Below are 23,929 nucleotides of genomic sequence, written 5' to 3' on the forward strand. Positions count from 1 at the left end.
CGTTGACCCCCGAACCGGCCCCGTCCCGCTCCGGCCCGCGCCGGCTGGCCGGGCTGACGTGGCCACAGGCGGCACGGCTGGCACCGTACTCGGTGCTGGCCGTGCCGCTCGGCGCGACCGAACAGCACGGCCCGCACCTGCCGTTCACCGTGGACACCGAGGTGGCCGACGCACTGTGCGAACGCCTGGCGGTGGCCCGGGAGTCGGTGGTGGTGGCGCCCGCGCTGCCGTACGGGTCGAGCGGCGAGCACGCCGGCTTCCCCGGCACGCTGTCGATCGGACAGCGGGCACTGGAGCTGCTGCTGGTCGAACTGGTCCGCTCCGCCGACGACTTCGCCGGGGTGGTGCTGGTCTGCGGGCACGGCGGCAACGCCGCCCCGCTGCACCGTGCGGTGGCCCGGCTGCGGGTGGAGGGCCGCCGGGCGCTCGCCTGGTGCCCGTCCGGACCCCCCGACGACAGCCACGCCGGACGCACCGAGACCTCCGCCCTGCTGGCCCTGCGCCCCGAGGCGGTCCGCACCGACCTGGCCGAGCCGGGGAACACCACCGGTCTGGCCGAGCTGCTCCCCGCCCTCCGCACCGGCGGCCTGGCCGCGGTCACCCCGAACGGCGTCCTGGGCGACCCCACCGGAGCCACCGCCCAGGAGGGGCACCGCCTGCTGGACGCCTGGACGGCCACCCTGCTGGCGGCGTACGACGACTGGTCCGCCACGTCCTGACGGCGGTCTGGGGTGGGTGGACCTCAGCTCTTGACGGCCTCTGCGATCTGCAGGGCGGCCTGGGCCGGCGTGAGGTGCGTGGTGTCGACGACCTCGGCCTCGGCGTGCAGCCAGGTGCGGGCCGCCTCGGCGTAGGGCTCGAGGTACTTGAGGCGGAACCAGGAGTTGGGACCGACGACAGTGTCCTCTGCGATGCGCCCGCGGAGGGTGTCCTGGTCGGCGTGCAGGACGAAGTGCCGGACCGGAATGGCGTGTTGGGCGAGGCCCGTGCCGATCTCGCGCCAGTACTGCTCGACCAGGACAGTCATCGGCATCACCAGAGTGCCGCCGGTGTAGTCGAGTACGCGGCGGGCGGTCTCGACGACGAGCTGCCGCCACGGCGGCCAGTGCTGGAAGTTGTCCGTCCCGGGCAGCCCCGGCGTGATGTCCATGAGAGTCTCGCCGACCTTCTCGGCGTCGAACACCCGTGAATCCGGGATCAGGGGCTGCACGAGCGCACTGGTCGTTGTCTTGCCTGCACCGTGGGTACCGTTGAGCCATACGATCATGGGCCCCGATGCTAGCGCTGCGCGAGCGGTGGGAACGGGCGTGGGGTCTTCGAGGACGTGGTCTGTCGTCGATGTCCAGCTTGTTCGCTCGCGCAGGTCGACACGGTGACGGCCTCGGTGAGGTTGTGCAGGAGGTGCCAGGCGGTGGCCCCTTGCTGGGCCGGGACTGGCTGGCAACCGGTGTTCTCTCCTGTGCACGAGAGCGAGACGGAGATGAACCACACCCACAGCAGGGCGGCCACGGGGACGCCGGCCAGCACGGATGCCACGAAGCATCCGGGCAGCTGCCGGCCGGACGTCCTCGGCCGCGCTTCGATCAGTCGGACCGCCGGACGGATTCTCACTCAGGAGAAGCTCCCGCCGGTCACTGGGCGGGCAGGCCCGCCACCACCTGCCGCCAGGCCGGATCGAGGGCGATCGCGGACAGCTCGGGCAGGCCCAGTGGCGGGGCGTTGGTGTAGGACCGCGTTCCGCCCTCCTCGTCCTTGCCCGGATCGTTGTTCGCCGCCACCATCACCTCCGACCCGTCCGGCCACTCCAGCACCGCGCTCCAGTTCTGGTGCCCTGGGGGGTTCGCCAGCTGCCGAACCGTCAGCTGCGTGCCGTCCGGCTGCCGGGTCGCGGTGCAGGTGGGCTTCGCGCAGTTGGTCGTGGAGAGCAGCGGGGTGCGGGAGAAAGTGATGCCGACGCCGCCCCGGCTGGTGCCCTTGGTGACGGCGAAGCCGGCGGCCAGGACCCGGGAAGGCTCACCCGAGGGCCACTGCCCGCCCGGGTCCACCCGGTACGGCGCACTGAGCTGCAGGCCGGACGGAAGCTTCCCCCGCAGCAGCTCCAGCAGCCGCGCCGAGTCGGTCGGCGGCACGGACGGGGTGCTGCTCGGCACCGGGCCGGGCGAGGTGCTCGTCGCGGTCGGCGGGAGCGGAACCGGTCCGGCCTGCGGGCCGAACTGGCTCAGGCCCAGCCCGGTCGTCCCGACCACCAGCACCGCGGCGACAGCCAGTTGGGCCTGCCGGACCCGGCGCAGGTGCCTGCCCCGGCCGGCGGCGCGCTGGACCAGGTCGGGGCTGTGCGGGGAGAACCCCCGCACCGTGAGGTCGAAGGCGTCGTGCAGCTCGTGGTCGGACTGCTGCTCGTGGGACACGGTGCTCTCCGCTCCGTCGTGGGGCGTGGGCTGCGGGTGTGGGTTCGGTGCCGTCATGACCGGCCCAGTTCTGCGAAGTCGTGGCCGAGGACCTGCCGCAGCCGCTCTCTGGCCCGGAGGCTGCGCACCCGCACCGAACCGACGCTCATCCCGGTCAGCTGGGCGGTCTCCTCGACCGAGCGGTCCTCCCAGTAGCGCAGCACCAGCACGGTGCGGTCCTTCGCCGACAGCTGGGCCATCGCCTCCAGCAGTGCCATCCGCAGCGCCGGGTCCTCCACGTGACCGACCGTCTCGGGCAGCGTCCCGGTGGGCGTCTCCCCGGAGCGGCGCAGCCGCCGCTGGGAGATGAAGGTCCGGGTCAGCACCGTGTGCGCGTACCCCACGGGCGCCTCGGAACGGTCGATCCGCCGCCAGGACCGGTACATCTTCGCCAGCGTCTCCTGGACCAGGTCCTCCGCCAGGTGCCAGTCGCCGGTCAGCAGGCACGCCGTGCGGAACAGCTGCCCGCTGTGGGCGTGTGCGAACTCCAAATAGTCCGCGGGTGCTTCCCCCACCAGATGATCCTTCCGATCTCGGTTGTCACAGCACCCACGCCGCAACCCCGGTCGGACGTTACACACCCGGACGAAGAAGCTTTCTCCCCCGTCACTCTTCGACGCCGTCGCCGACCTGGTCGACGTCCGCAGCTGCACGGCCTGCCCCACCCGAAGTGACGGTGAGTCAGTCGGTAGGACGCTGGACCCCGTCGCGCCCCGGCCAGTCGGCCAGGTCGGGCAGCAGCGGGGCGACCGTACGGTGCTGCAGCGCGCCCCACCAGACCCCGGCGCCGTAGGCCAGGTCGTCGGCGATCCGGACCGCAGTCCAGCGGATCGGGTCCATCGGGGGTCGGTCGCGGTACCAGTCCACCGCGTGCCGGGCGAAGGCGGCGGCGAGCAGCGGGCGGCCCGCGCGGGTGGCGGCCAGCAGCGGGACGGCCACCGGCCACCACGAGCGGGTCACCGCGTCACCGAGCAGCCGTCCGGCGCCGAGGTGGCCGCGGGCGGCCAGCTGGAGCGACTCGCGGGCCGGGACACCGAAGGGGGCGAGCTTGCGCGGCAGCAGCGCGGCGGTGCCGGCGGCGATCGCCACCCCGGCCGCCGGGCGGCCGAGGACGAGGGCGGCCCAGGCCGCCGCGCTCCAGAACGAGACCTTCACCGGGGCGACCGCCCGGCCGTGCCGCACGGCCAACGGTGCGGCCGAAGTCCCGTACCCGAAGCGCTGCTTGGCCCAGGCCCGCCAGTCGGGGCGCGGCTCGTGCCGGACCACGGCGCCGGGTTCGTACCGCACCAGTCCGGTGCCCGCTGCGAGCCGCCAGATCAGGTCGACGTCCTCGCCGAACCGCATCCGCTCGTCGAAGCCGCCGAGCTCGCGCAGCGCGGAGGTGCGCAGCACCAGGGCGGCCGACGGCAGGTAGCTGACCCGGCTGCCCGGGCGGACCACGCCGCCGGCCGGCCCGAGGTCGAGCGGGGAGCGGACCTGTTCGTACCGGGCCAGCAGCGAGCTGCCACGGGTGCTGCGAACCCGGGGGGCGACCGCGACCACGGCCGGGTCCTCGAAGTGCCGGAGCAGCGGCTCGAGCCAGCCGGGCTCGGGGGTGACGTCCGCGTCCAGGAAGGCCACCAGCTCCGTACCGGCCTTCCGCCAGCCGGAGTTGCGGGCGGCGGCGGGGCCCCGGGAGTGTTCGTGGCGGACCGCTGCGCCCGGGATCGGCAGCTTCGAACCGTCGTCCACCACCAGCAACTTGGCGGTGTCCGCGACGGCGGCCGACAGCCCGTCCAGGCCGCCCGGCTGGTCCCGGACCGGGACCACCACCGTGACGTCCTGGGCGGTGAGCCGGGCGGACCGGTGCACCGGGTGGGCGATCCCGGCCCGGACCAGCCGGGCGGCGAGGCGGCGGTGGGCGGCGACGGGGGCGACCGGCGCCCCGGCCAGCCAGCCGCCGACCAGGTCGGCGGCCTGGGTGGAGAGCCGGAGCACCCGGTACGGCGAGCCGCCCAGCAGGGTCCGGCCGTCCTCCCAGAGCTGCACGCTCTGATCGGGCGTCAGGTGGAGCTGCGCCGTGCTCGGCGGGGCGCTCATGCGGTGAACCCGCCGTCCGCGTGGACCACCGTGCCGGTGATCGCGGAGGAGTCGGGGTGGCAGAGCCAGCAGACGGCGGCGGCCACCTCGGCCGGGTCGAGCAGTCGCTCGGTCAGCTGGTGCTGCGCGAACTCCTCGACGTCGGCGAGGTCGTAGAGCGCCGCGCTGGCGTCCAGCATCGGGGTGCGGGTCGAGCCGGGGGAGACCGCGGTGGCGGTGACGCCGGTGCCGCGCAGGTCGGTGGCCAGGCCGCGGACCAGGCCCACCACCGCGTGCTTGGCGGCGTTGTAGGCGGCCAGGTGCCAGAGGCCGCGGTGCCCGGCGGCCGAGGCCAGCGCGACGAACCGGCCGGTGCGCGGCTGCGGGCGCCGCAGCAGGGCGGGTACGGCGGCGGCGGCCAGGTTGGCCACGCCGCGTACGCCGATGTCGAGCAGCACGTCCCACTCGGTGTCGGTGGTCTCCCAGAGCGGCCGTCCGCCGGCGATCACGGCCGCCGCCGCCACCGCCGCGTCCAGACCGCCGAACCGGTGCTCGGCCTCCGCGACGGCCGCCCGGAGCGCGGTCACGTCGCGGACGTCGGCGACCACCGGGACGACCGACTCGGGCCAGCGGTCGGCCAGTTCGAGCAGTTGCTGCTTGCTGCCCAGCGGGTAGCCGACGCCGGGCAGGTCCTCGCAGACGTCCACAGCGACCACCCGCCAGCCCTGGTCGGCGAGCCGGGTGACGACGGCGGCCCCGATCCCGCGCGCCGCGCCGGTGACCAGGGCGACTCTGGGGGGCAGATCGGTGTTCAGCACTGGTCGTCCTCCCGGGTGAGGTGAGCGAGATAGCCGTGCTCTCGGAGGTAGCCGAGCAGTTCGTCCACGGCCGCCGCCGGGTCGGCCGGGGTGACCACCCGGGCGGCCGTGCGGGGGCGGTCGGTCTCGGTCAGGGCCCGGATCCGGGTCAGCGGGTCGGCGCCCACCGGGGCGGGCAGCACCAGCGGCCGGGGCCGGTACGGCCGGGCCGGGCCGAGCAGGACCGGCCGGCGGGGCGCCGGCACGGTCACCACGGTGACCGGGATCTCCGCCGTCCGGGCGGCCAGCAGGGCGGGCAGCGCGGCCCGGCGCAGTCGGGCGCTGCCGGGCTCCACCGAACAGACGGCGGGCAGCGGCACCGTCAGCCGTTCGCGCCGGCGGCCGTCGATCCGTCGTACGGCCGTCAACTCGCCGTCCTGACAGCTGAGTTCGGTGAGGCCGAGGGCCTGGGCGGCGCCCAGCCGGGCGGCCAGGAAGGCCGGGGTGGCGCCGGTGCCCCGGCCGGTGGAGCGGCTCCCGCAGAGCAGCAGGGCGGGGACCGCGCCGTGCGCGGCCAGCCCGGCGACCAGCGCACGGGCCTTCGCATCGCTGTCGGCCGGGCCTCGGTGGTCGACCCGGAGCACCCGCTGCACCCCGCAGGCCAGCGCCTGGCGGAGCACCTCCTCCGCGCCGGCCGGGCCGACGGTGACGGCCAGGGTGCGGCCGCCGAGCTCCCCGGCGAGTCGCAGCGCGTGCTCCAGCGCGGCCAGGTCGGCCCCGCCGAGCGGATCGGCGGGGCTCAACGCGGCCACCACGAGCGGCTGTTCGGCCATGTCGGTCAGCCCTTTCGGAACACGACGCCGAGGCCGCCGTCCGGGTAGGTCCAGGAGATCGCGCCCTCGGCGTCGCAGACCTGGTAGCAGGCGCCGCACTCGAAGCACTGCTCGAAGTTGAACAGGATGCCGCCGTCGGCCGTCGGCACGAACAGCTTGGCCGGGCAGACGTGCAGGCAGGACCGGACGGTGCAGGAGTCGCACACGGCGGTGTCGACCGTGATGTGGGCCCGCTCGGAGACCCGGAACTCGGTGCCGCCCATCCGGTCGTCGAAGGAGATCTCGCGGTAGTCCTCAGCCGGCTGACCGGTCATCCGAAGGCCCTCATTCCGGTGATCGCGTCGGCCAGCAGTCGGCGCGGACTGATGCCGTGGGTCCGTACCGCCGTGCGCAGCAGTCGCAGGACGCCCGGCTTGGGGCGGGGGTTGTCCACCTCGAACAGGCCCTGGGCGAGGTCGCAGATCAGCCCCGGGTACTGGCGCTGCATCCGTTCGGAGAGGACCAGTCCGGGGACCTTGCGGAGTTTCCGGTGGTCGGCCAGCACGAAGGACTGCTCGAGCGCCCGGCGGTAGCCCGCCAGACCGGCCTGCGAGGTGTCCCCGACCCCGATCGCGGCGGCGGCCGCGCGGCCCGCGTACATCCCGGCGCCGATCGCGAAGTTGACGCCCTCCAGCCAGATCCCGGCGGCCAGGCACATCCCGGCGGCGTCCCCGGCCACCAGGAAGCCGTCCCCGGCCAGCTCGGGCAGGTGGTCGTAGCCGCCCTCGGGGATCAGGTGCGCGGCGTACTCGACCTGCCGTCCGCCGCGCACCAGCGGGGCGATCGCCGGGTGCGCCTTGAGGTCGGCGAGCAGCTCCTCGGGGCGGACCTTTGCGGCGGCCAGGCCGGGCAGGCCGACCACCACGCCGAGGCTGACCGACTCCAGGTTGGTGTAGAGGAAGCCGCCGCCCGGGATGCCCCGGGTGCAGCCGAGGATCTCGATGTCCTGGCCGTCCCGCCCGGTCAGCCCGAACCGCTGCTCGATGACGTCGCGCGGCAGGGCCAGCGTCTCCTTCACCCCGAGCGTGAGGTGGCGGGCGTTGTCCTGCCGGGGGTGCAGCCCGGCCTCCTTGGCCAGGAAGGAGTTGACGCCGTCACAGGCGATCACCACCCGGGCGGTCAGGTCGCCGTCGGGGCGGTCGGTCCGGACCCCGACCACCGTGCCCGCCGTGGTCCGCAGCAGCCCGGTGGCCACCGTGGCGGGCACCAGGACCGCCCCGGCCGCGACGGCGTGGCCGGCCAGCCAGCCGTCCAGGTCGGAGCGGTGCGCGGTGGCGCCGTTGTAGGGGGCGGTGCCCCAGCGCTGGCTGCGGAAGTCCACGGTCAGGGCCTGATCCGCCGTCATGACCATGGTCGAGCGGCGGGTGACCCAGCGCTCGACCGGCATCTCGTCCCACCACTGCGGCACCAGCTCGTCCAGGATCCGGCCGTAGACCACCCCGCCGTAGACGTTCTTCGAACCAGGGAACGGGCCGCGCTCCAGCAGCGCCACCGAGCAGCCCGCCCGGGCGGCGGCCAGCGCGGCAGCCGACCCGGCCGGGCCCGCGCCGACCACCAGCACGTCGAAGTCGCGCTGCGCCGGCAGCTCCTGACGGAGCACCGAGGCCGAGGCGGGGCCCGCGTACGAGGGAGTGGTGACGTCAGTCACGGGGGGCCTCCGGGGTCAGCCGACGGGCCAGCTCGGCCAGCACGGTCGGGGCGTCGGCGACCACCGCGAGGTCGGCCAGCGCGGTCATCGGGCAGTGCGGGTCGGTGTTCACGCTGACCAGGTGGGCGGGGCGGCCGAGGCCGCCGACGTGCTGGGCGGCGCCGGAGATGCCGAAGGCGAGGTAGAGCTCGGGGGAGACCACCACGCCGGTGGTGCCGATCTGGCGCTCCTCGCCGGTCCAGCCGGCGTCGGTGACCACCCGGGTGGCGCCGACGGCGGCGCCGAGCGCGGTTCCGACCTGCTCCAGCAGGGCGATCGCGGCCTGGCCGGTCAGCTCGCCGGTGCCCAGGCCGGCGCCCGCCGCCACGATCCGGGCGGCCTGGTCGAGCTGCTCCTGCCCGGGCGGCGCGGTGAGCAGCGCGGACTGCTCGGCGTCCGGGCCCACCGACCTGTCCGGCGGCGGGAGTTCGATGATCTCGGGGGACTCGGGCAGCGCCTCGGCGCCGCGCAGGCCGGGCTCCAGGGTGGCGACGAACGGGCCGAGCACGGCGGCGTCCATCAGGGTCCGGCCGTCCGCCCCGATCAGGTCGGCGCCGCCGCTGTGCACCGCGAGGGCGCTGGCCAGCAGCGGCCGGTCCAGGGCGACCGCCAGCCGGGGGGCCAGGTCGCGGCCGTCCGGCGAGGCCGGCAGCAGGACGATCCGACGGTCGGTCAGCAGCGGTGCCAGCGCGGTGGCCAACGGTCCAGGCGGCCGGGTGCCGGTCTCCACCGTCCAGACCCGGGTGGCGGTGGTCAGCAGGCCGGCCGCCGCCTTGGTGTCCTCCCCGGCGAGCAGGACCAGGCCGCCCGCCTCGGCCACCGCCTCGTCGGCCCCGTGCGGCAGGGTGCCGCCCCGGACCAGCAGGACGGCGATCGGCTCGGTGTCGTTCACAGCGCGCTCCCCACTCGGTGTCCCTCGATCACGGCGGCGTGCGCCCGGCGCGGGGCCAGGCAGTCGCCGACCCGGTGGACCTCGAACGGCGCGTCCCGCAGGGCGTGCCAGAGCTCGTCCTGCGGGGACTGGTGCACCGCGCAGACCACCCAGTCGACCACGGTGGTGGCCATCGCCCCGGTGGTGTGGGTGAGCAGGCCGACCTCGACCCGCTCGCCGTCCGGTGCGGTCCCGGCCGACATCACCACCTCGTCGGTGGTCTGCCGGATGCCCTTGGCCTCGGCCCGGACGGTGAAGGTCTCCAGATCGAGGGTGACGCCCAGGTCCTGGCCGACCACCATGCCGGGGGTGGAGATCCGGACCCGGCAGCCCCGGTCGGCGAGCAGCTCGGCGACCGAGGTGGCCTGGTGGAAGCCGAGTTCGTCGACCACCAGCACCTCGCCCTCGGGGGCGGCCCGCCCGGTCAGTACGTCCCGGACGTCCACCACCCTGGTCAGGCCGCCCGCCCAGCGCGGTGGTTGCGGCCGGGCGCCGGTGGCCAGCACCACCGCGTTCGGCAATTCGGCGGCCAGTGACTCCGCGGTGGCCTCCAGGCCGGTCCTGATCTCCACTCCCAGCCGGCGGCACTCGGCCGCCAGGTTGCGCACCACGTCCAGGAACTCGGCCCGCACCGGCACGCTCGCGGCCTCGGCCACCTGCCCGCCGGTGGCCGGCTCGCGTTCGAACAGGGTGACCAGGTGGCCGCGCCGGGCGGCGCTGGCGGCCGCCTGCAGACCGGCCGGACCGCCGCCGACCACCAGCACCCGGCGGCCGCGCCGCCCGGGCATCGGCAGCGGCACCGACTCCCGCCCGGCCCGCGGGTTCTCGATGCAGCCGAGCCAGCGGTTCAGGCCCATCCGGCCCACGCACTCCTGGTTGCAGGACAGGCAGCTGCGGATGTCGGAGGCGCGCCCGGCCCGGGCCTTGGCCAGGAAGTCGGGGTCGGCGATCTGGCCCCGGACCACCCCGACCAGGTCGCAGTGGCCCTCGGCCAGCGCCCGTTCGGCCTGCGCCGGGTCCTTGATCCGGCCCACCCCGATCACCGGCAGGCTGACCGCCCGGCGGATCGCGTTGGAGATGAACAGCGCGTACCCGGCCGGCACCGCCATCGAGGCCTCGATCAGGTACAGCGTCGACGTGGCCACCCCGATCGAGGTGTTGATGTAGTCGACCTGGCCGCTCGCCTCCACCAGCCGGGCCACCTCGACCGCCTCGTCCAGGGTGATGCCGCCCTTGATCAGCTCGTCGCCGCAGAGCCGGACGCCGAGCGCCCGGTCCGGGCCGATCGCCGTCCGGACGGCCGCCACCAGCTCCAGCAGCAGCCGGGCCCGGTTGGCCAGCGGGCCGCCGTACCCGTCGGTGCGCAGGTTGGTGGCGGGGGAGAGGAAGCCGCGCACGATGGAGGAGTGCGAGCACTGCAGCTCGACCCCGTCGAAGCCGCCGGCCACGCAGTTCGCGGCCACCGTGGCGTACCCGGCGACCACCTCGGCGATCTCGGCGGCGTCGATCGCCTTCGGCACCTCGCGGAACAGCGGGTCGGGGACGGCGCTCGGCGCCCAGACCGGCAGCCGGGAGTACATCGCGGACGCCTGCCCGCCGTTGTGGTTGAGCTGGGCCAGGATCGGCACGCCGTGCGCGTGCACCGCCTCGGTGATCCGCCGGTACCCGGCCACCGCCTCCTGGTGGAAGCCGTGGATCAGCTTCTCGTACGGCCAGTCGGTCGGGTGGGTGGAGTGTTCCTCGGTGATGATCAGCCCGGCGCCGCCGGCCGCCCGGGCGGCGTAGTACGCGGCGTGCTGCCCGCTCGGCAGGCCGTCCTCCGCGTAGTTGGTCAGGTGGGCCGAGAAGACCACCCGGTTGGCCAGGGTCAGCGGGCCGACCCGCAGCGGGGAGAACAGGTGGCGGTAGCCGGTCATCGGTGGCTCCCTTCGGGGCCGGCCAGCCGGAGCGCGGCCCGGCGGCCCTCCAGTACGGCCTGGTACACCGTGCGCGGCGCGACGCAGTCGCCGGCCACCGGCAGGTCGGGGCGGTCGGCGGACAGCGAGCGCTCCGGCAGCCGGTGGCCGCAGTCGACCAGCACCGCGCACTCGGCCCGCTCCTTGCGGCCGGTCACCACGTCCTCCAGCAGGGCGTACCCGTCGTGCAGTTCGAGCACCGTGCGGCGCTTGTAGAGGGTCACCCCGGCCTGCTGGAGCCGGGTGTTGGCGGCGGCCAGGTCGCCGGTCAGGGCCAGCTGGGTGCCGACCACCTGATCCTGCGTCACGATCGCGGTGGGCCGGCCGGCCGCCGCGAGCAGCTCGGCGACCGCGACCCCGACGGCGTCGCCGACCGGGTCGAAGACCAGCACCGGGCCCGGGGGCAGGGACCGCGCGGTGGGGTCGGCGGCCAGCTCGGCCGGGCGGACCACGGTGCCGCCGAGCCGGTCGAACCCGTGCGGTCCCGGCACCGAGCCGGTGGCCAGCAGGACCTCCCGGCCGGCGGCCCGGGCGGCGTCGAGCTGCGCCCCGGTCAGCCGGGTACCGGTGGTGGCGGTGACGCCGAGCCGGTCGGTCTCCGCGACCAGCCAGTCGGCCAGCAGGCCGAGCCGCTCCCGGCCCGGCAGCGCGCCGGCGGCCCGCAGCGAGCCGCCCAGCTCGGTGTCCTGTTCGGTGAGTTCCACGGTGTGGCCGCGCAGCGCGAGCACCCGGGCGGCCTCCAGGCCGGCCGGGCCGCCGCCGACCACCAGCACGTCGAGCGGCCGGGCGTCCCGGCCCGCCACCGGCTGGTCCCCGGTCTCGTGGCCGGCCGCCGGTTCGCCGAGGCAGCTGACGATCGGGTTGCGGTTGTCCCGGACCCGGCAGCGCTGGTTGCACAGCACGCAGGGCCTGATCCGCTCGGGGTGACCGGCCCGCAGCAGGGCGACCAGTTCGGGTTCGGCGATCTGTGCCCTGGTCATCTCGACCAGGTCGGCGGCCCCGTCGTCGAGGGCCCACTGGGCTTGGCCGGCCTCGACCACCGAGCCCTGCAGGACGACCGGGACGACGCCCGCCACCGCGGTCCTGACGGTGCGGCAGAGGTCGAGGTTGAAGCCGGGCGGAGTGTGCCCGTCCGGCCGGGTGGCGGAGAGGTTCATCGCGGAGCCCCGGACCACCACCAGGTAGTCCACCAGCGGGGCGAGCCCGGCCGCCAACTCCGCCCCCTGCTCGGGGGTGATCCCGGCCCAGGGGGCGAGTTCGTCGCAGCTCAGCCGTAGTCCGAGCACCCGGTCGGCGCCGATCGCGGCCCTGGTCGCGGCCAGCACCTCGCGCAGCAGCAGGGCCCGGTCGGTGCCGTGCTCGTCGGTGCGCAGGTTGGTCAGGCCGGAGAGGAACTGCCGCAGCAGGCTGTGCTGTCCGGCGTCGATCTCCACCCCGTCCAGCCCGGCGGCCGCGGCCAGCCCGGCAGCCGCCGCGAAGTCCGCGACCAGCGGGCCGAGTTCGGCGGCCTCCAGCTCGGCCGGCAGCTCCCGGCTGACCACGTCGGCCACCCGGGAGGGAGCCCGCAGCACGCGCTGCGAGTACGCCGAGGAGCCCTGCCCGCCCGCGTGCCCGAGACCGGCCAGCACCAGCGTGCCGTACGGGCGGCAGGCCGTCGCCACCGCCCGCCAGCCGTCCGGGCAGTCGGCGGCCAGCGGGGCCCGCTCGTACGGCCAGTCCTCGGCGGTGACGCTCGCGGTCTCGGTGACGATCAGTCCGGCGCCGCCGGCCGCCCGGCGCCGGTAGTAGGCGACGTGCCGGTCGGAGAGCGCCCGGCGGTGGCCCAGGTTGGTCTCGTGCGGACCGAACAGCACCCGGCTGGGCGCGGTCCGGCCCGCGAGCGTGATCGGGTCGGTGAGCAGCATCGGCTACCGTCCGGCGGCGGTGAGGCCGGCCAACGGGCTGGTGTCGCAGGCCCGGTCGGGCAGACCGGCGGCCGGCGGGGCCCAGCCGATCTGCACCGGCACCGGGCCCCGGCCGCGCCGCGAGTGGTCGCCGCTGGGCCGGGGGACGCTGCCGGGCCCGAGCGCCGCCAGCGCGGTCTCGCCGTGGCCCTTGACGCACTCCGGGTCCGGCGCGTCCATCGGCAGGCCGGTGAAGAACTTCGCGGCCATGCAGCCGCCCCGGCAGGAGTCGAAGGCGGAGCAGGACCCGCAGGCGCCGGCGCTCTGCGGCTCGCGCAGCTGGGCGAACAGCGGTGCGTGGCGCCAGACTTCGGCGAATCCACCGGGGGAGCGCACGTTACCGGCCAGGAACTGGTCGTGGATCGCGAACGGGCAGGCGTAGACGTCGCCGACCGGGTCGATCAGGCAGACCACCCGGCCCGCCCCGCACAGGTTGAGGCCGGGCAGCGGGGTCGAGCCCAGCGCGTTGAGGTGGAAGAACGAGTCCCCGGTCAGCACCCGCTCGCCGTTGGCCACCAGCCAGTGGTAGAGGGAGCGCTGCTGCTCGGCGGTGGGGTGCAGCTCGTTCCAGACCTCGGCGCCGCGACCGGCCGGGCGGAGCCGGGTGAGCCGCAGCTGGGCACCGTAGCGGTCGGCGATTTCAGCGAACTCGTCAAGTTGGTCACAATTCTGACGGGTGACCACCACGCTCAGTTTGAAGTCGCGGAAGCCCGCCCCGGCCAGGTTGTCCATCGCGGTGATCGCGGTCCGGTACGAGCCGGCCCCGCGGACCGCGTCGTTGACCTCGGCGGTGGCGCCGTCGATCGAGATCTGTACGTCCACATAGTCACTGCCCGCGAGCAGCCGGGCCCGCTCCGGCGTGATCCGGACCCCATTGGTGGAGAACTTGACCCCGACTTGACGATCCGTCGCGTAGTCGACCAGCTCCCAGAAATCCGGCCGGACGGTCGGTTCGCCACCACCGATGTTCACGTAGAAGACCTGCATGCGCTGCAATTCGTCCAGCACGGACCGGCACTCGGCGGTGCTCAGCTCCCGGGGGTCGCGCCGACCGGAGGAGGACAGGCAGTGCACGCAGGCGAGGTTGCAGGCGTAGGTGAGCTCCCAGGTGAGGCAGATGGGGGCGTCCAGCCCGTGCTGGAACTGGTCGACGAGCTTCATCCGGGTACTCCCTGGTGAGTGGGTGGTCGCTCAGCGCGGCTGGATCGTGCCGGCCTCGGCCAGTCCGGCCAGGGCGGTGAGGTAGGCCCGCCGCTGCTCGGCCGGCACGCCCGCCTGGTCCAGTGCGCCGTGGACATCCGGGTTCGAGATCAGCGCACGCACGGTCTTTACCAACTCGAGAGACTTGAGAAAGGAGAGTCGGCGGGTCGAGAAATCGTAGGCGAGTGCACCGAAAGGCTCGGGTCGCAGGGCGACGCTCGGTGCGCACCGATAGGGCAGGTCCGGATCGAATGACGACACTTTTCCTCGGATCAGTAGACGCCGCACATACCGTCGATGGAGATCTCCTCGACCAGCAGATCCTCTTCCGGGAGGAATTCGAACTCGTCGTCCTCGGAGGGGTCCGGCAGGAATTCCGCCATGATTTTCTCCTCTGTGTGGGCGGCCCGGACATCCCGGCCCTGATGTTCACGCTAATCGCGGGGGAGCCTTGGTCGGCACCCCTGTCCGGTGGCTTAGGGGTGCCCTCCGGGTCGGCCCCGCGGTGCTTACTCCGCCAGGGTGTGGAAGCCCCGGCGGAAATAGACCGCAGGGACTGTTTCGCGCATCCGGACCTCCCTGACCCGGCCGACCAGGATGGTGTGGTCGCCCCCGGGGTGCCGCGCGTAGGCGTCGCACTCCAGCGTCACGGCGGCCGAGTCCAGCACCGGCTGGCCCTTCTCGTTCGGCCTGAAGTCGCTGTCCGAGAACTTGTCCACGCCCCGGGTGGCGAACCGGACCGCGAGGTCGGTGTGCTCCGGCGCGAGCACGTGGATCACCCAGGACTCCGCCGCCAGGAAGGCGGGGTGGCACTGGGCGTTGTCGGCGAGGCAGACCAGCACCAGGGCCGGGTCGGCCGAGAGCGAGCAGAACGAGCTCGCGGTGAAGCCCCACCACCTGCCCTGCCGGTCGGTGGTGGTCACGATGGTGACCCCGCTCGGGAAGGCGGCCAGCGCCTCCCGGAACGTGGTCGGTGCTGCGTCGGTCGGTGCGGCGGCGGTCGCCACGGTGGTCATCCGAGACCTCCCTCGTCTGCGGCCGGACACGCGGCCGAGCTCGACGTTAGGGGTCTCGGTAATCGAACTCGCCCCCTAGCGGACCCCCTTCGGACCCCTGCTGTCCCAGGCGGCCCGGACGCCCGGACGGTCCGGACAGTCGAACGCCCGGGCCGGCGCGACTGCGCGCCCGGCCCGGGCGTGGTGGTACCTGGTGCTGCTCTGGTCGTGCGGTCGGCCACCGCCCCCGGGGTCGTCCGCTCACCGCGTCCGTGCGGATCCGCGGTGTCGCGCCGGAGGGCTAGTGCCAGCCGTCGTCCGGACCTTGCGGGATGACCGTCGGGCTCGGCGACGCGGTGGTGACGGCGGTGACCGTGGCGTCGGACAGGGTGTTCATTCCGCCGTGTCCTATCGCCAGAGAGAAGGTGGGCACCGCCACCGCTACCGCCGCGGCGAGTGTGATGCCCCTGATGGCCATCTTTGTCCTCATGGAAAGCTGCATTTCATCCCCCATACAGAGACTGGCTGACTACTTGCTCAGACTCGTCGCCTTCCGGGTCTGTGCTCTCGGTGGCGACAACGCATAGGCTGCCGACGATCGCATGCCTGTGCCAAGCCGAACCCGATGGCGTAAAGTTGCTTGGCAACAACTTCGCAGGGTTGGGGGGAGACTCGGATGGGCGAGGGGGTGCACGGATACTTGGATTTCGCGGAGTTGGATGATCTGAGTGCTGCTGCGTACGGTCATGCCGTCGAGTTAGGGCGTTTCGACAAGAGTGATATCGCCGGGCGGCTGTCGGTCGACGAGTCCGAACTGGACCGGGTCGAGCAGGTGCTGCTGCTGCTGAAGCTGCTCCAGCCGATGCCCGGACACCCGTCGGTGCTGGTCCCGGTGGGGCCGGACGTGGCGGCGGCGGACTTGGTCGGCGGTGCCGAGAACCAGATCCGCGATCTCCAGCAGGCCGTCACCGACGTCCGCTCCAAGCTGTTGTCGTTGACCCCTCTCTACTTCGAGGGCCGCCGGCTGCGGAACCGGCTGGAGGCCTTCGACGTGGTCAACGACCTGAGCGTGATCCGGTCGATGCTGGACAGTCTGGGCAAGAACTGTCGGCACGAGCTGCTGACCGTCCAACCCGGCGGACCGCGTCCGGCGTTCGTGCTCTCCTCGGCCCGGGACTCGCACGGCCGGATGCTGGAGCGCGGGGTGCACATCAGGACGATCTACCAGCACACCGCCCGCAGTGACCTGGCGACCAAGTCGTTCGTCCGGGACGTCACCGCGCTGGGTGCGGAGTTCAGGACCGCCGACGAGGTGATCGACCGGATCCTGATCTACGACCGGGAGACGGTGGTGCTGGCCCGCCGCACCGAGACCGGCGGGGCGCCCGCCGCGGCGATCGTCCGGGAGTCCACCCTGGTGGAGTTCGTCTGCAAGGTCTTCGAGTACCTCTGGGACGGGGCGACCCCCTTCAACCCGGAGACCGCCAAGGCCGAGGCCATCACCGACGACCTCAAACAGTCGGTGCTGCGGCTGATGGCCAAGGGCTACAAGGACGAGATGGTGGCGCGCCGACTGGGCATGTCGGTGCGCACCTGCCGCCGGCACATCTCCGAGATCACCGAGGAGCTGGAGGCGACCAGCCGGTTCCAGGCCGGCTTCAACGTCGCGATGTCCGGCATCCTGGACCAGTTCAAGGACGAGTTCTGACGCCCGGTCGGCCGACCGGGCGTCAGACACTGTCGCCCAGCGCGTCGGTGATCGCCTCCACGGTGTCCCGGTCGAGCATGCTGGTCAGCTCGGCGTCGTCCAGCTCGCCGAATCCGGCGTCGTAGACGGCGGCGCTGATCCGGTAGCCGTTGCCCAGCAGGAAGGTCCGGAACGCCCACTCCGCCCCGGTGCCGGGGCTGCCGTCCGGCCGGTACACCCGGACCGGCTTGCCGTCCGGGCCGAAGCCGAACTCGGTGAAGCTGAACTGCATGCCCTGGCCGATCGCCTTGCTGTACGCCTCCTTGAGCGTCCAGAGCCGGACCAGGCTGGGGTTGCGCTCCGGCTCGGGCAGCGAGGCCAGCGACACCAGCTCGTACGGGGTGCAGACGTGCCGGCCCAGGCCGCGGCCGTACATCGGCCGGTCGGCCCGCTCGGCGTCGACCCCGATCAGGCCCCGGGTGGTGAGGCCGACCAGCAGCAGGTCGTCGGTGTGGCTCAGGCTGATGTCCACCTGGTCGCAGCCGCGCAGGTACGGCCGCCCGGTCGGCCCGTAGCCGAGCTCCAGGGTGTCCGGGTCGGCCCGCAGCACGGCGGCGCCGGCCCGCTTGAGCAGTACCCGGGACGCGGCGTACCGGTCGCGCACCGAGGGGTGGGCCAGGTCGAGGTAGCGGGACCAGTCCCGGCCGAGCACCGCGCGCAGTTCGTGCGCGGCGGGCAGCTCGGGCTGGAGGTCGCCGAGTTCGGCGTACACCAGGGCGGTGCCGTGCCGGGCCAGGTCGGCCCGGACCAGGTCCCAGGTCTGGTCGCCGGCGACCTCGACGGGCTCGCCGAGTGGGGGCCCGGTAGGGGTGGCTCCGGGGCGGGTCATGCTGCTTCCTCCACGACTGCGTAGATCTCCCGGAGGTTGCGGGCCGCCAGGACGGTGGGGACGGGGAGCCGGCGCCCGGTGCCGGACTCCAGCAGGGTGACGAGTCGGAGCAGGTTCATCGAGTCCCAGCCCGGCAGCGTCGCCAGCTCGGTCTCCGCGTCCTGGTCGGTCAGCTCCAGATCGAGTTCCGTACGGACCAGGCGGAGGAATCCGTCGAGGCTATCGAGCCCAGGCATCTGTCGGCCATCCTAGATCAAGTGTGACATGGACATGAGAAGGGGGTTCCGGTGCGCACTCGAGTCCGTGCCGGAAGAGCACCCCGTCCTCGGTCCGCGCGGTCTCGGTGAACCCGAGCTCCGGGTAGAAGAGCTCCGCGCGGTGGTTCTTGGCGGTCAGGCGGAAGCGGGCCAGGACGGCCGGCAGTCCGGCGGCCCGACCCTCCGTCAGCAGGGCGTTCAGCACCGCCTGTTCGATGCCCCGGGTGAGCACCCGGCAGCTCAGCCAGGCGTTCTCCAGCAGCAGCCCCTCCGGGGTGTGCCGGCCGAGCACCGCGCCGACCAGGCCGTTGCTGCCGAACCGGTCGGCGGCCTGGATCGCCAGCAGCAGCCGGCCGGCGTCCTCGGCCACCGCGGCCGGGTCACCCGGTTGCAGCCGGTGCCCGGTCAGGTTGAACTGGTTGGTCCGCTGGGTGAGTTGGACCAGCCGGGGGTACTCGTGCGGCTCGGCCGGGCCGAGCCGCACCGCCACCCCGAGCTGGTGCAGGAAGTCGGCGTGCGAACCGCTGCGCTCGCGCAGCCGGTGCCGTTCGCCCTCCAGCCGGTACTGCTCCGGTCTGGCCCGGTCCTCGTCGGTCAGCCGGAGCACGTCGAACCAGCCGTCCGCCAGCAGTCGTTCGGTGTGCAGCGCGGGCTCGCCGTCCAACGGCAGTACGGCCACCTCGGGCAGGCCGAACCGGATCTGGGCACGCTCGCCCGGCGAGTCGTCGGCGAACACCAGCGCGTCGGTGCCGATCCCCAGGTTCCTGGCGATCTCGGCCAGATGGCCGTCCTTCGGCAGCCAGTCGGCGTGCACCTGGGCGAAGTCCGGCTCGCGGAGCAGCAGATCGGGGTGCGAGCGGAGCGTCTCCAGCACCGGCTCGCGGTCGTTCTTGCTGCTCACCGCGAGCAGCACGCCCTGCGAGGCGAGCTGGCGGACGGTGCGCTGGAAGCCGCCGAACGCCTCGCCGCGCAGCGTGTCGGCGGCGGCGATGCCGTCCGGCCCGTCCTCGCCGAGCACGCCGTCCCAGAGCGTGTTGTCCAGGTCCAGCACCAGGCACTTGCGGGTCAGCCCGGTCAGCGACCTGGCCAGGTGGCCCACCTCGCGGGCGTACCCGGCCAGCACCGGTGCGGTCCAGCGGACCTGGGCGTAGCAGGCCATCCTGGCGTCCTCGACCGGGCCGGTGCCGGCGGTCAGCGGGTCCAGGTCGAGCACCACCAGCGAGCGGTGGCGCTCGGTCAGCCGGAGCAGCCGGGCGTTGAACTCCCGCCAGACCGCGCCCAGCCGGGCCCGGGAGGCGTGGTCGACCAGCTGCCCGGTGTGCCGGCGCAGCAGCGGCAGGGTGTTCAGCACCAGCAGGCCGGGAGCGATCCGCTCGTGCTCGGCGGCCAGCCCGGCGATCCGCTCCAGCACCCGGTCGGCGGCCTCGGTCAGCTCCTCGACCCGCCAGGGTGAGGGCAGTTCGGCGAACACCGTGTCGGCGTCCAGCAGGCAGAGCGACAGGTCGGGCCGCTCCGGCAGCAGCTGGCCGGCCGGGTCGGTGAGGTCGCGCAGCCAGCCGCCGTGGTCGCCGACCAGCGGGCGCAACAGCAGGCCGTGCCGGGCCAGTTCGGCGGTGAGCGGATCGACCAGGCCGGCCACGGTGGACTGGCCGGTGATCGCGACGGTGACCACCCGGGTGGCCGGATGGTGGTGCAGCACCTCGTCCTGGTCGAGCCCGCCGAGCAGCCGGCCGGCCCGGTCCAGCAGCGCATCCCGGTCGGCCGGACCGGCCTCGTCCAGCAGCTCGGCGAGCAGGGCGGGCACGCGGTGGTACGCCGCGGCCAGCTCCCCGACGGCCCGCAGGCCGCGCAGCCGTTCCATCGGTGTGGTGGTCATCTCCCCGCCTCTCAGACCTTCTCCAGGGCGAAGCCCGCCTTGATCCACTTACTGGACTCCACGGTCACCGCCAGCGCTCGCTGACCAGTCTTCAGGTCCGGTAGCAGACGGGCCAGTTGGAGAAACGGAAGGGCGTTGCCGGTATTCCCGGTCTCGGCCACGCAGCTGACCTCGTGCACACCGGGGACGGCCAGCCGCTCCACGATCCGGGTGGTCATCCGCTCGGAGAGCTGCGGCGGCAGCAGGTGGTCGAGTTCCTCGACCTGCCAGCCGACCTGCTCCAGCAGCTCCCAGAAGATCTCCACGGCCATCACCGGGACCTGCTCCTCGATCGCCTTGTAGTCCTCGCGCAGCAGCGGCCGGTCCTGGTCGCGGTCGGTGAGGCCGTACCAGTCCACGGTCTGGCCGGCCGGGCGGCCCAGGCCGGTCAGGCTGTTCAGCACGGCGCGCACGGCGACCCGCTCGCCGACCGGTTCGGCGGTCAGCACGGCGGCGCCCGCACCGTCGCCGAACAGCAGGTAGTTGACCAGCTCGTCGGTCGGGATCCGGGCCAGCTCGCGGTCGAAGTCCAGGTGCCGGTGGGTCACGTCGCCCCCGATCACCAGCCCGGCCCGGCGGCCCGAGGCGATCAGCGTCCGGCCGAGGTCGAGCGCCTGGACGGCGCCCGAGCAGCCGGCCTGCAGCTGGTAGACCGGCAGGTAGTCCAGGCCGAGCCGGTCGGCCACCTGGCTGGCGGTGGTCGGCAGCAGGGTGTCGGGGGTGGTGGTGGAGAGGATCAGGAACTCGATGTCCGGCGGCTCCAGGGCGGCCGAGTCGAGCGCCTCGGCGGCGGCCTGCGCGCACAGGTCGGCCAGTGACCAGCGGACCTCGCCGGTGCCCAGGTCACGGCCGAAGTGGCGGGACCTGGTGCCGACGAAGATGTCGATCCACTCCTCGCTGACCCCGAGCAGCTTGCCGAGCACGGTGTTGTCCACCGGGTCCCCGGGCAGTGCGGTGCCGACCGAGGCGAGGTAGGCGGTGGCGGCTCCGGTCATGACACCCTCGCCAGGGCGAGTTCGCGCAGGAAGTCCGCCAGCGAGCCCACGGTCCGCAGTGCGGGCAGCAGTTGACGGATCGACACCTCGCCGAGGTGCGGCAGCGCCTCCTGGACCACGTCCTTGAGCTGCATGATCATCACGGAGTCGAATCCCAGGTCCTCGTAGAAGCGGGTCGAAGGCACCACCCGGTCCGGCCGGTACTGGCCGACGGTGACCACGGCCTCGATCACGGCGGCCAGCACCGGGTCGGCCAGCACCGGGTCGACCGGTGCGGTGGCCGGTGCTGCGGCCGGGGCGGGCGCGGGGGCGGCGGGCCGCTCCACCGGCGCCGGGGTGACGGCGCGGTCGTCCCGGCGGCTCCAGTACCGGTTCTCGATGGAGAACACGTACGGGCGGAGCCGCTCCACGGTGCGGTACTCGGCCGGGTAGAGCGCGGCCCACTCCGGGTCGAGACCGGCGCGGTAGAGCGTGGCGACCAGCTCGGCCAGCTGCCGGCCGTCCGCCTCGGGGCCGGGCACCGGGTGCAGGTGCTCGGTGCCCGGGGCCAGCCCGGCCCGGCGGGCCAGCGGGAGCAGGGTGGGCCGGGGGCCGATCTCCACCAGGTGGGTCGGCGCCACCTCGGTGGCCAGTGCGGTCAGCGCGGCGCCGAACAGCACCGGCTCGGTGGCCTGGCCGGCCCAGTACCCGGCGTCCAGCGGCTCGTCGTGCAGCAGCCGGCCGTAGCGGGTGGAGGCCATCGGCAGCCGGGGCGCGGCGGGCCGCAGCCCGTCGGCCAGCGCGCGCAGCCCGGTGGCGACCGGGGTCATCCGGGGGGAGTGGAAGGCCCGGGTGACGTCCAGCCGGCGGGTCCGCAGGCCGCGTCCGGCCAGCCGCTGTTCGGCCCGGTCCAACGCGTCCAGCGGGCCCGAGACGACGCTGTCGGCAGGCGAGTTGACCGCCGCCAGGGTCAGCGTGGGCTCGGCCGCCAGCAGCTCGGCCAGCGCCTCGGGGCCGGCCCCGACCGCGAGCATGCCGCCACCGGCGGGCAGGTTGCGCGTCAACGCGGCGCGGGCGGCGACCAGTTCGGCCGCCTGTGGCAGGTCGAGCGCCCCGGCCGCGACCGCGGCCGCGTACTCGCCCAGGCTGTGGCCGAGCACGGCGGCGGGCTGCACGCCGAGCTCGCCGAGGGTGCGGGTCAGCGCGTAGCCGACCGCGAACAGCGCGGTCTGCGCGTCACCGGTGTCGAACCCGGCCGGGTCGCCGCGCAGGATCAGCTCCCGGGTGGAGCGGCCGGTGTGCCGGGTGAGCGCGGCGTCCGCCTCGCCCAGGAAGTGCCGGTAGGCGGCCGAGTCCCGGTACAGACCGGCGGTCATCGCCGGGTACTGGCTGCCCTGGCCGGTGTAGACGAAGGCCACCACCGGCCTGGTCCAGGAGCGGTGCGCGGGGGTGCCCGCGTCGACGCCGTGCGTGGCGGCCAGCCGGAGCCGCTCGGCCAGTTCGGTGGTGTCACGGGCGGTGACCGCGAAGCGGTAGGGCAGCCCGGTCTTCACCCGGTTGCTGCTGAAGCCGAGCGAGGCCGCCCCGGTGCGCGGCCGCCGGGCGAACGCCTCGGCCTGGTCGGCCAGGTTGCGGCGGAGCGCGTCCGGGGTGTCACCGGTGACGGTGAACACGCCCACCGGCTCGGTCTCGCCGGCCGGGCGGGCGGCCCGGCGCGGGGTGCGCGGCGGTCCGGCCAGCACCATGTGCGCGTTGGTGCCGCCCATCCCGATGCTGCTCACACCGGCCAGGATCTCCCCGGCGGGCAGCCGCATCGGCGACTTCAGCAGGCGCAACCCGCGCTCGGCGAGCCGGAGTTGGGCGTTCTCCCGGTCGGCGTGCCGACTGGCCGGGACAATCCGGTGGTGCAGCGCCAGCGCGACCTTGATCAGCCCGGCGATCCCGGCCGCGCCCTCGGTGTGCCCGATGTTGCCCTTCACCGAGCCCACCGCGCAGGTCTTCTCCCGGGGCACCGCGTGCACCCCGCCGAGCGCCGCGCACTCGATCGCGTCGCCGAGCGCGGTGCCGGTGCCGTGCGCCTCCACGAAGGTGATCTGGTCGGCGGTCACCCCGGCCCGGCGGTAGGCGGCCTCCAGCACCTTCTGCTGGGACCACCGGTTCGGCGCGGTCACCCCGTTGCTGCGACCGTCCTGGTTGACCGCCGAGCCCCGGATCACCGCGTAGATCCGCTGGCCGTCGGCGACCGCGTCCTCCAATCGGCGCAGCACCACCAGGCCGAGGCCGTCGCTGCGCCCGATCCCGTCGGCGTCCGCGCTGAACGGCTTGCACCGCCCGTCCGGGGAGCCGAGGCCGAGCTGGCTGTACATCAGACCGAGGGCGGGGGTGAGCACCAGGTTCACCCCGCCGGCCAGCGCGGTGTCGCACTCGCCGGCCAGCAGCGCGTTGGCGGCCAGGTGCACGGCGACCAGCGAGGAGGAGCAGGCGGTGTCCACCGCCAGGCTCGGGCCGGTCAGGTTGAGGTGGTACGAGATCCGGTTCGCGGTCATCCCGGCCGCGCTGCCGGCGCCCAGCTGCGGGGTGACCCGGGACGGGTCGCCCATCCGGAGCCGGCCCCACTCGCCACCCATCACGCCGATGAACACCCCGGTGTCGGTACCGGCCAGCGCACCGGGCGCCTGTCCGGAGTCCTCCAGCGCCCGCCAGGCGCACTGCAGCAGCAGCCGCTGCTGCGGGTCCATCGCGGCCGCCTCGCGCGGGGAGAGCGCGAAGAAGTCGTTGTCGAAGCCGTCCGCGCCCGCGACGAAGCCGCCCCGGTTGATCCCGGCCCGCGCCGACTCCGGGACACTGTCCGGGAGTTCGTCCGCCTCCCAGCGCTGCGGCGGCACCTCGCCGACGCTCTCGCCGCCGCGCATCAGCAGGTCCCAGTACGCCTCGGCGTCGGGTGCGCCGGGGAAGGCGCAGTCCAGGCCGACGATCGCGATGCCGCTCATCAGAACCGGTCCTCCGGTGACTCGGGTGCCCCGCCCCGGCCGCGCCCGGCGGCCGCCGGGATGGCCGCCGTGAGGTAGCCGACCAGGCTGTCCAGGGTCGGGTGGTCCCAGAGCAGGGTGGGCTCCACCATCAGCCCGAACTCGTCCTCCAGGTCGCCGCAGAGGCTCAGCGCGCCGACCGAGTCCAGGCCGTACTCGGCCAGCGGGACGGTCGGGTCGATGGTCAGCGGGTCGCGGTGCTGGTAGAGCGAGACGCGCTCCAGCAGCCAGTCGCGGGCCGCGGTGGCGGGGTCGGCCGTCTGCCAGGTGGCGGGAGTGGTCATGGCTGGTCT

23 protein-coding genes are annotated in these 23,929 nt (G+C 74.1%); 2 read left to right on the forward strand and 21 right to left on the reverse strand.

Features of this window, described 5'->3' with window-relative positions:
* The first annotated feature begins 2 nt into the window (after window positions 1–2).
* On the forward strand, window positions 3–719 hold the full coding sequence (mftE, locus tag OHV05_RS26370; RefSeq protein ID WP_405019844.1) for a mycofactocin biosynthesis peptidyl-dipeptidase MftE: 717 nt from the start codon (window positions 3–5) through the stop codon (window positions 717–719).
* 23 nt (window positions 720–742) lie between these two features.
* Here the strand turns inward: mftE and OHV05_RS26375 are convergent, their stop codons facing one another.
* The 15 genes from OHV05_RS26375 to OHV05_RS26445 form a co-directional block, all read right to left on the reverse strand.
* Window positions 743–1,267 carry an ATP-binding protein gene (locus OHV05_RS26375; RefSeq protein WP_405019845.1) on the reverse strand — a complete coding sequence of 175 codons (525 nt, stop codon included), beginning with the start codon at window positions 1,265–1,267 and terminating at the stop codon, window positions 743–745.
* A 364-nt stretch (window positions 1,268–1,631) separates the two neighbouring features.
* Complete coding sequence (locus tag OHV05_RS26380; protein ID WP_405019846.1) at window positions 1,632–2,408, reverse strand: hypothetical protein; 777 nt, start codon at window positions 2,406–2,408, stop codon at window positions 1,632–1,634.
* Window positions 2,409–2,461: 53 nt separating this feature from the next.
* Window positions 2,462–2,962: a SigE family RNA polymerase sigma factor gene (locus tag OHV05_RS26385; protein ID WP_405019847.1), complete on the reverse strand. Its 501-nt coding sequence runs from the start codon at window positions 2,960–2,962 to the stop codon at window positions 2,462–2,464.
* A gap of 166 nt (window positions 2,963–3,128) precedes the next feature.
* Window positions 3,129–4,526 carry a mycofactocin biosynthesis glycosyltransferase MftF gene (gene mftF / locus OHV05_RS26390; RefSeq protein WP_405019848.1) on the reverse strand — a complete coding sequence of 466 codons (1,398 nt, stop codon included), beginning with the start codon at window positions 4,524–4,526 and terminating at the stop codon, window positions 3,129–3,131.
* Entirely contained in the window at window positions 4,523–5,323 is an 801-nt protein-coding gene (locus tag OHV05_RS26395) for a mycofactocin-coupled SDR family oxidoreductase (RefSeq protein ID WP_405019849.1), read from the reverse strand. Before OHV05_RS26395 ends, mftF begins: the two co-directional genes overlap by 4 nt.
* The gene (locus tag OHV05_RS26400; protein ID WP_405019850.1) at window positions 5,317–6,135 is read right to left on the reverse strand and encodes a mycofactocin-associated electron transfer flavoprotein beta subunit; all 819 of its coding nucleotides are present in this window, start codon (window positions 6,133–6,135) and stop codon (window positions 5,317–5,319) included. Before OHV05_RS26400 ends, OHV05_RS26395 begins: the two co-directional genes overlap by 7 nt.
* Window positions 6,136–6,140: 5 nt before the next feature.
* Window positions 6,141–6,449 (reverse strand): ferredoxin family protein, encoded by a 309-nt coding sequence (locus OHV05_RS26405; protein WP_403045348.1) that lies wholly within the window; start codon window positions 6,447–6,449, stop codon window positions 6,141–6,143.
* Entirely contained in the window at window positions 6,446–7,822 is a 1,377-nt protein-coding gene (locus OHV05_RS26410) for an FAD-dependent oxidoreductase (protein WP_405019851.1), read from the reverse strand. Before OHV05_RS26410 ends, OHV05_RS26405 begins: the two co-directional genes overlap by 4 nt.
* The gene (locus OHV05_RS26415; protein ID WP_405019852.1) at window positions 7,815–8,753 is read right to left on the reverse strand and encodes a mycofactocin-associated electron transfer flavoprotein alpha subunit; all 939 of its coding nucleotides are present in this window, start codon (window positions 8,751–8,753) and stop codon (window positions 7,815–7,817) included. The genes OHV05_RS26410 and OHV05_RS26415 overlap by 8 nt, the downstream gene beginning before the upstream one ends.
* Complete coding sequence (locus tag OHV05_RS26420; protein WP_405019853.1) at window positions 8,750–10,708, reverse strand: mycofactocin system FadH/OYE family oxidoreductase 2; 1,959 nt, start codon at window positions 10,706–10,708, stop codon at window positions 8,750–8,752. Before OHV05_RS26420 ends, OHV05_RS26415 begins: the two co-directional genes overlap by 4 nt.
* Window positions 10,705–12,651, reverse strand: coding sequence for a mycofactocin system FadH/OYE family oxidoreductase 1 (locus OHV05_RS26425; protein WP_405019854.1), 1,947 nt, complete (start codon window positions 12,649–12,651; stop codon window positions 10,705–10,707). Before OHV05_RS26425 ends, OHV05_RS26420 begins: the two co-directional genes overlap by 4 nt.
* 3 nt (window positions 12,652–12,654) lie before the next feature.
* A complete protein-coding gene (gene mftC / locus OHV05_RS26430; protein WP_405019855.1) occupies window positions 12,655–13,851 on the reverse strand; it encodes a mycofactocin radical SAM maturase in 1,197 nt (398 codons plus the stop codon).
* Window positions 13,852–13,881: 30 nt separating this feature from the next.
* Window positions 13,882–14,151, reverse strand: coding sequence for a mycofactocin biosynthesis chaperone MftB (gene mftB, locus OHV05_RS26435; protein WP_405019856.1), 270 nt, complete (start codon window positions 14,149–14,151; stop codon window positions 13,882–13,884).
* 11 nt (window positions 14,152–14,162) lie between these two features.
* Window positions 14,163–14,273, reverse strand: coding sequence for a mycofactocin precursor MftA (gene mftA / locus OHV05_RS26440; protein WP_403045367.1), 111 nt, complete (start codon window positions 14,271–14,273; stop codon window positions 14,163–14,165).
* Between the two features lie 126 nt (window positions 14,274–14,399).
* The gene (locus tag OHV05_RS26445; RefSeq protein ID WP_403045369.1) at window positions 14,400–14,906 is read right to left on the reverse strand and encodes a flavin reductase family protein; all 507 of its coding nucleotides are present in this window, start codon (window positions 14,904–14,906) and stop codon (window positions 14,400–14,402) included.
* Between the two features lie 694 nt (window positions 14,907–15,600).
* On the opposite strand from OHV05_RS26445, the gene OHV05_RS26450 reads away from it, so the two are divergent.
* On the forward strand, window positions 15,601–16,593 hold the full coding sequence (locus tag OHV05_RS26450; RefSeq protein ID WP_405019857.1) for a LuxR C-terminal-related transcriptional regulator: 993 nt from the start codon (window positions 15,601–15,603) through the stop codon (window positions 16,591–16,593).
* Window positions 16,594–16,615: 22 nt separating this feature from the next.
* Here OHV05_RS26450 and OHV05_RS26455 read toward each other — a convergent pair whose 3' ends face one another.
* The 6 genes from OHV05_RS26455 to OHV05_RS26480 are packed head-to-tail and all read right to left on the reverse strand — an operon-like array spanning window position 16,616 to window position 23,920.
* Window positions 16,616–17,461 carry a 4'-phosphopantetheinyl transferase family protein gene (locus OHV05_RS26455; RefSeq protein WP_405019858.1) on the reverse strand — a complete coding sequence of 282 codons (846 nt, stop codon included), beginning with the start codon at window positions 17,459–17,461 and terminating at the stop codon, window positions 16,616–16,618.
* Complete coding sequence (locus OHV05_RS26460; protein WP_403045377.1) at window positions 17,458–17,697, reverse strand: acyl carrier protein; 240 nt, start codon at window positions 17,695–17,697, stop codon at window positions 17,458–17,460. The genes OHV05_RS26455 and OHV05_RS26460 overlap by 4 nt, the downstream gene beginning before the upstream one ends.
* Window positions 17,681–19,594, reverse strand: a complete 1,914-nt coding sequence (locus OHV05_RS26465) for an HAD-IIIC family phosphatase (protein WP_405019859.1) — start codon at window positions 19,592–19,594, stop codon at window positions 17,681–17,683. Before OHV05_RS26465 ends, OHV05_RS26460 begins: the two co-directional genes overlap by 17 nt.
* Window positions 19,595–19,605: 11 nt before the next feature.
* Window positions 19,606–20,628, reverse strand: a complete 1,023-nt coding sequence (locus tag OHV05_RS26470; protein ID WP_405019860.1) for a 3-oxoacyl-ACP synthase III family protein — start codon at window positions 20,626–20,628, stop codon at window positions 19,606–19,608.
* Window positions 20,625–23,597, reverse strand: coding sequence for a type I polyketide synthase (locus tag OHV05_RS26475; protein ID WP_405019861.1), 2,973 nt, complete (start codon window positions 23,595–23,597; stop codon window positions 20,625–20,627). The genes OHV05_RS26470 and OHV05_RS26475 overlap by 4 nt, the downstream gene beginning before the upstream one ends.
* Complete coding sequence (locus tag OHV05_RS26480; RefSeq protein ID WP_405019862.1) at window positions 23,597–23,920, reverse strand: acyl carrier protein; 324 nt, start codon at window positions 23,918–23,920, stop codon at window positions 23,597–23,599. Before OHV05_RS26480 ends, OHV05_RS26475 begins: the two co-directional genes overlap by 1 nt.
* Window positions 23,921–23,929: the final 9 nt, after the last annotated feature.

Source organism: Kitasatospora sp. NBC_00070 (assembly GCF_045041205.1).
Taxonomy (GTDB): domain Bacteria; phylum Actinomycetota; class Actinomycetes; order Streptomycetales; family Streptomycetaceae; genus Kitasatospora.

Excerpts from the sequence above, each read along its gene's own strand:
- OHV05_RS26375 (WP_405019845.1), bottom strand. The coding sequence starts at position 1,267 with ATGATCGTATGGCTCAACGGTACCCACGGTGCAGGCAAGACAACGACC.
- mftF (WP_405019848.1), bottom strand. The coding sequence starts at position 4,526 with ATGAGCGCCCCGCCGAGCACGGCGCAGCTCCACCTGACGCCCGATCAG.
- OHV05_RS26400 (WP_405019850.1), bottom strand. The coding sequence starts at position 6,135 with ATGGCCGAACAGCCGCTCGTGGTGGCCGCGTTGAGCCCCGCCGATCCG.
- OHV05_RS26405 (WP_403045348.1), bottom strand. The coding sequence starts at position 6,449 with ATGACCGGTCAGCCGGCTGAGGACTACCGCGAGATCTCCTTCGACGAC.
- OHV05_RS26420 (WP_405019853.1), bottom strand. The coding sequence starts at position 10,708 with ATGACCGGCTACCGCCACCTGTTCTCCCCGCTGCGGGTCGGCCCGCTG.
- OHV05_RS26425 (WP_405019854.1), bottom strand. The coding sequence starts at position 12,651 with ATGCTGCTCACCGACCCGATCACGCTCGCGGGCCGGACCGCGCCCAGC.
- mftC (WP_405019855.1), bottom strand. The coding sequence starts at position 13,851 with ATGAAGCTCGTCGACCAGTTCCAGCACGGGCTGGACGCCCCCATCTGC.
- mftA (WP_403045367.1), bottom strand. The coding sequence starts at position 14,273 with ATGGCGGAATTCCTGCCGGACCCCTCCGAGGACGACGAGTTCGAATTC.
- OHV05_RS26445 (WP_403045369.1), bottom strand. The coding sequence starts at position 14,906 with ATGACCACCGTGGCGACCGCCGCCGCACCGACCGACGCAGCACCGACC.
- OHV05_RS26455 (WP_405019858.1), bottom strand. The coding sequence starts at position 17,461 with ATGACCCGCCCCGGAGCCACCCCTACCGGGCCCCCACTCGGCGAGCCC.
- OHV05_RS26460 (WP_403045377.1), bottom strand. The coding sequence starts at position 17,697 with ATGCCTGGGCTCGATAGCCTCGACGGATTCCTCCGCCTGGTCCGTACG.
- OHV05_RS26465 (WP_405019859.1), bottom strand. The coding sequence starts at position 19,594 with ATGACCACCACACCGATGGAACGGCTGCGCGGCCTGCGGGCCGTCGGG.
- OHV05_RS26470 (WP_405019860.1), bottom strand. The coding sequence starts at position 20,628 with ATGACCGGAGCCGCCACCGCCTACCTCGCCTCGGTCGGCACCGCACTG.
- OHV05_RS26475 (WP_405019861.1), bottom strand. The coding sequence starts at position 23,597 with ATGAGCGGCATCGCGATCGTCGGCCTGGACTGCGCCTTCCCCGGCGCA.
- OHV05_RS26480 (WP_405019862.1), bottom strand. The coding sequence starts at position 23,920 with ATGACCACTCCCGCCACCTGGCAGACGGCCGACCCCGCCACCGCGGCC.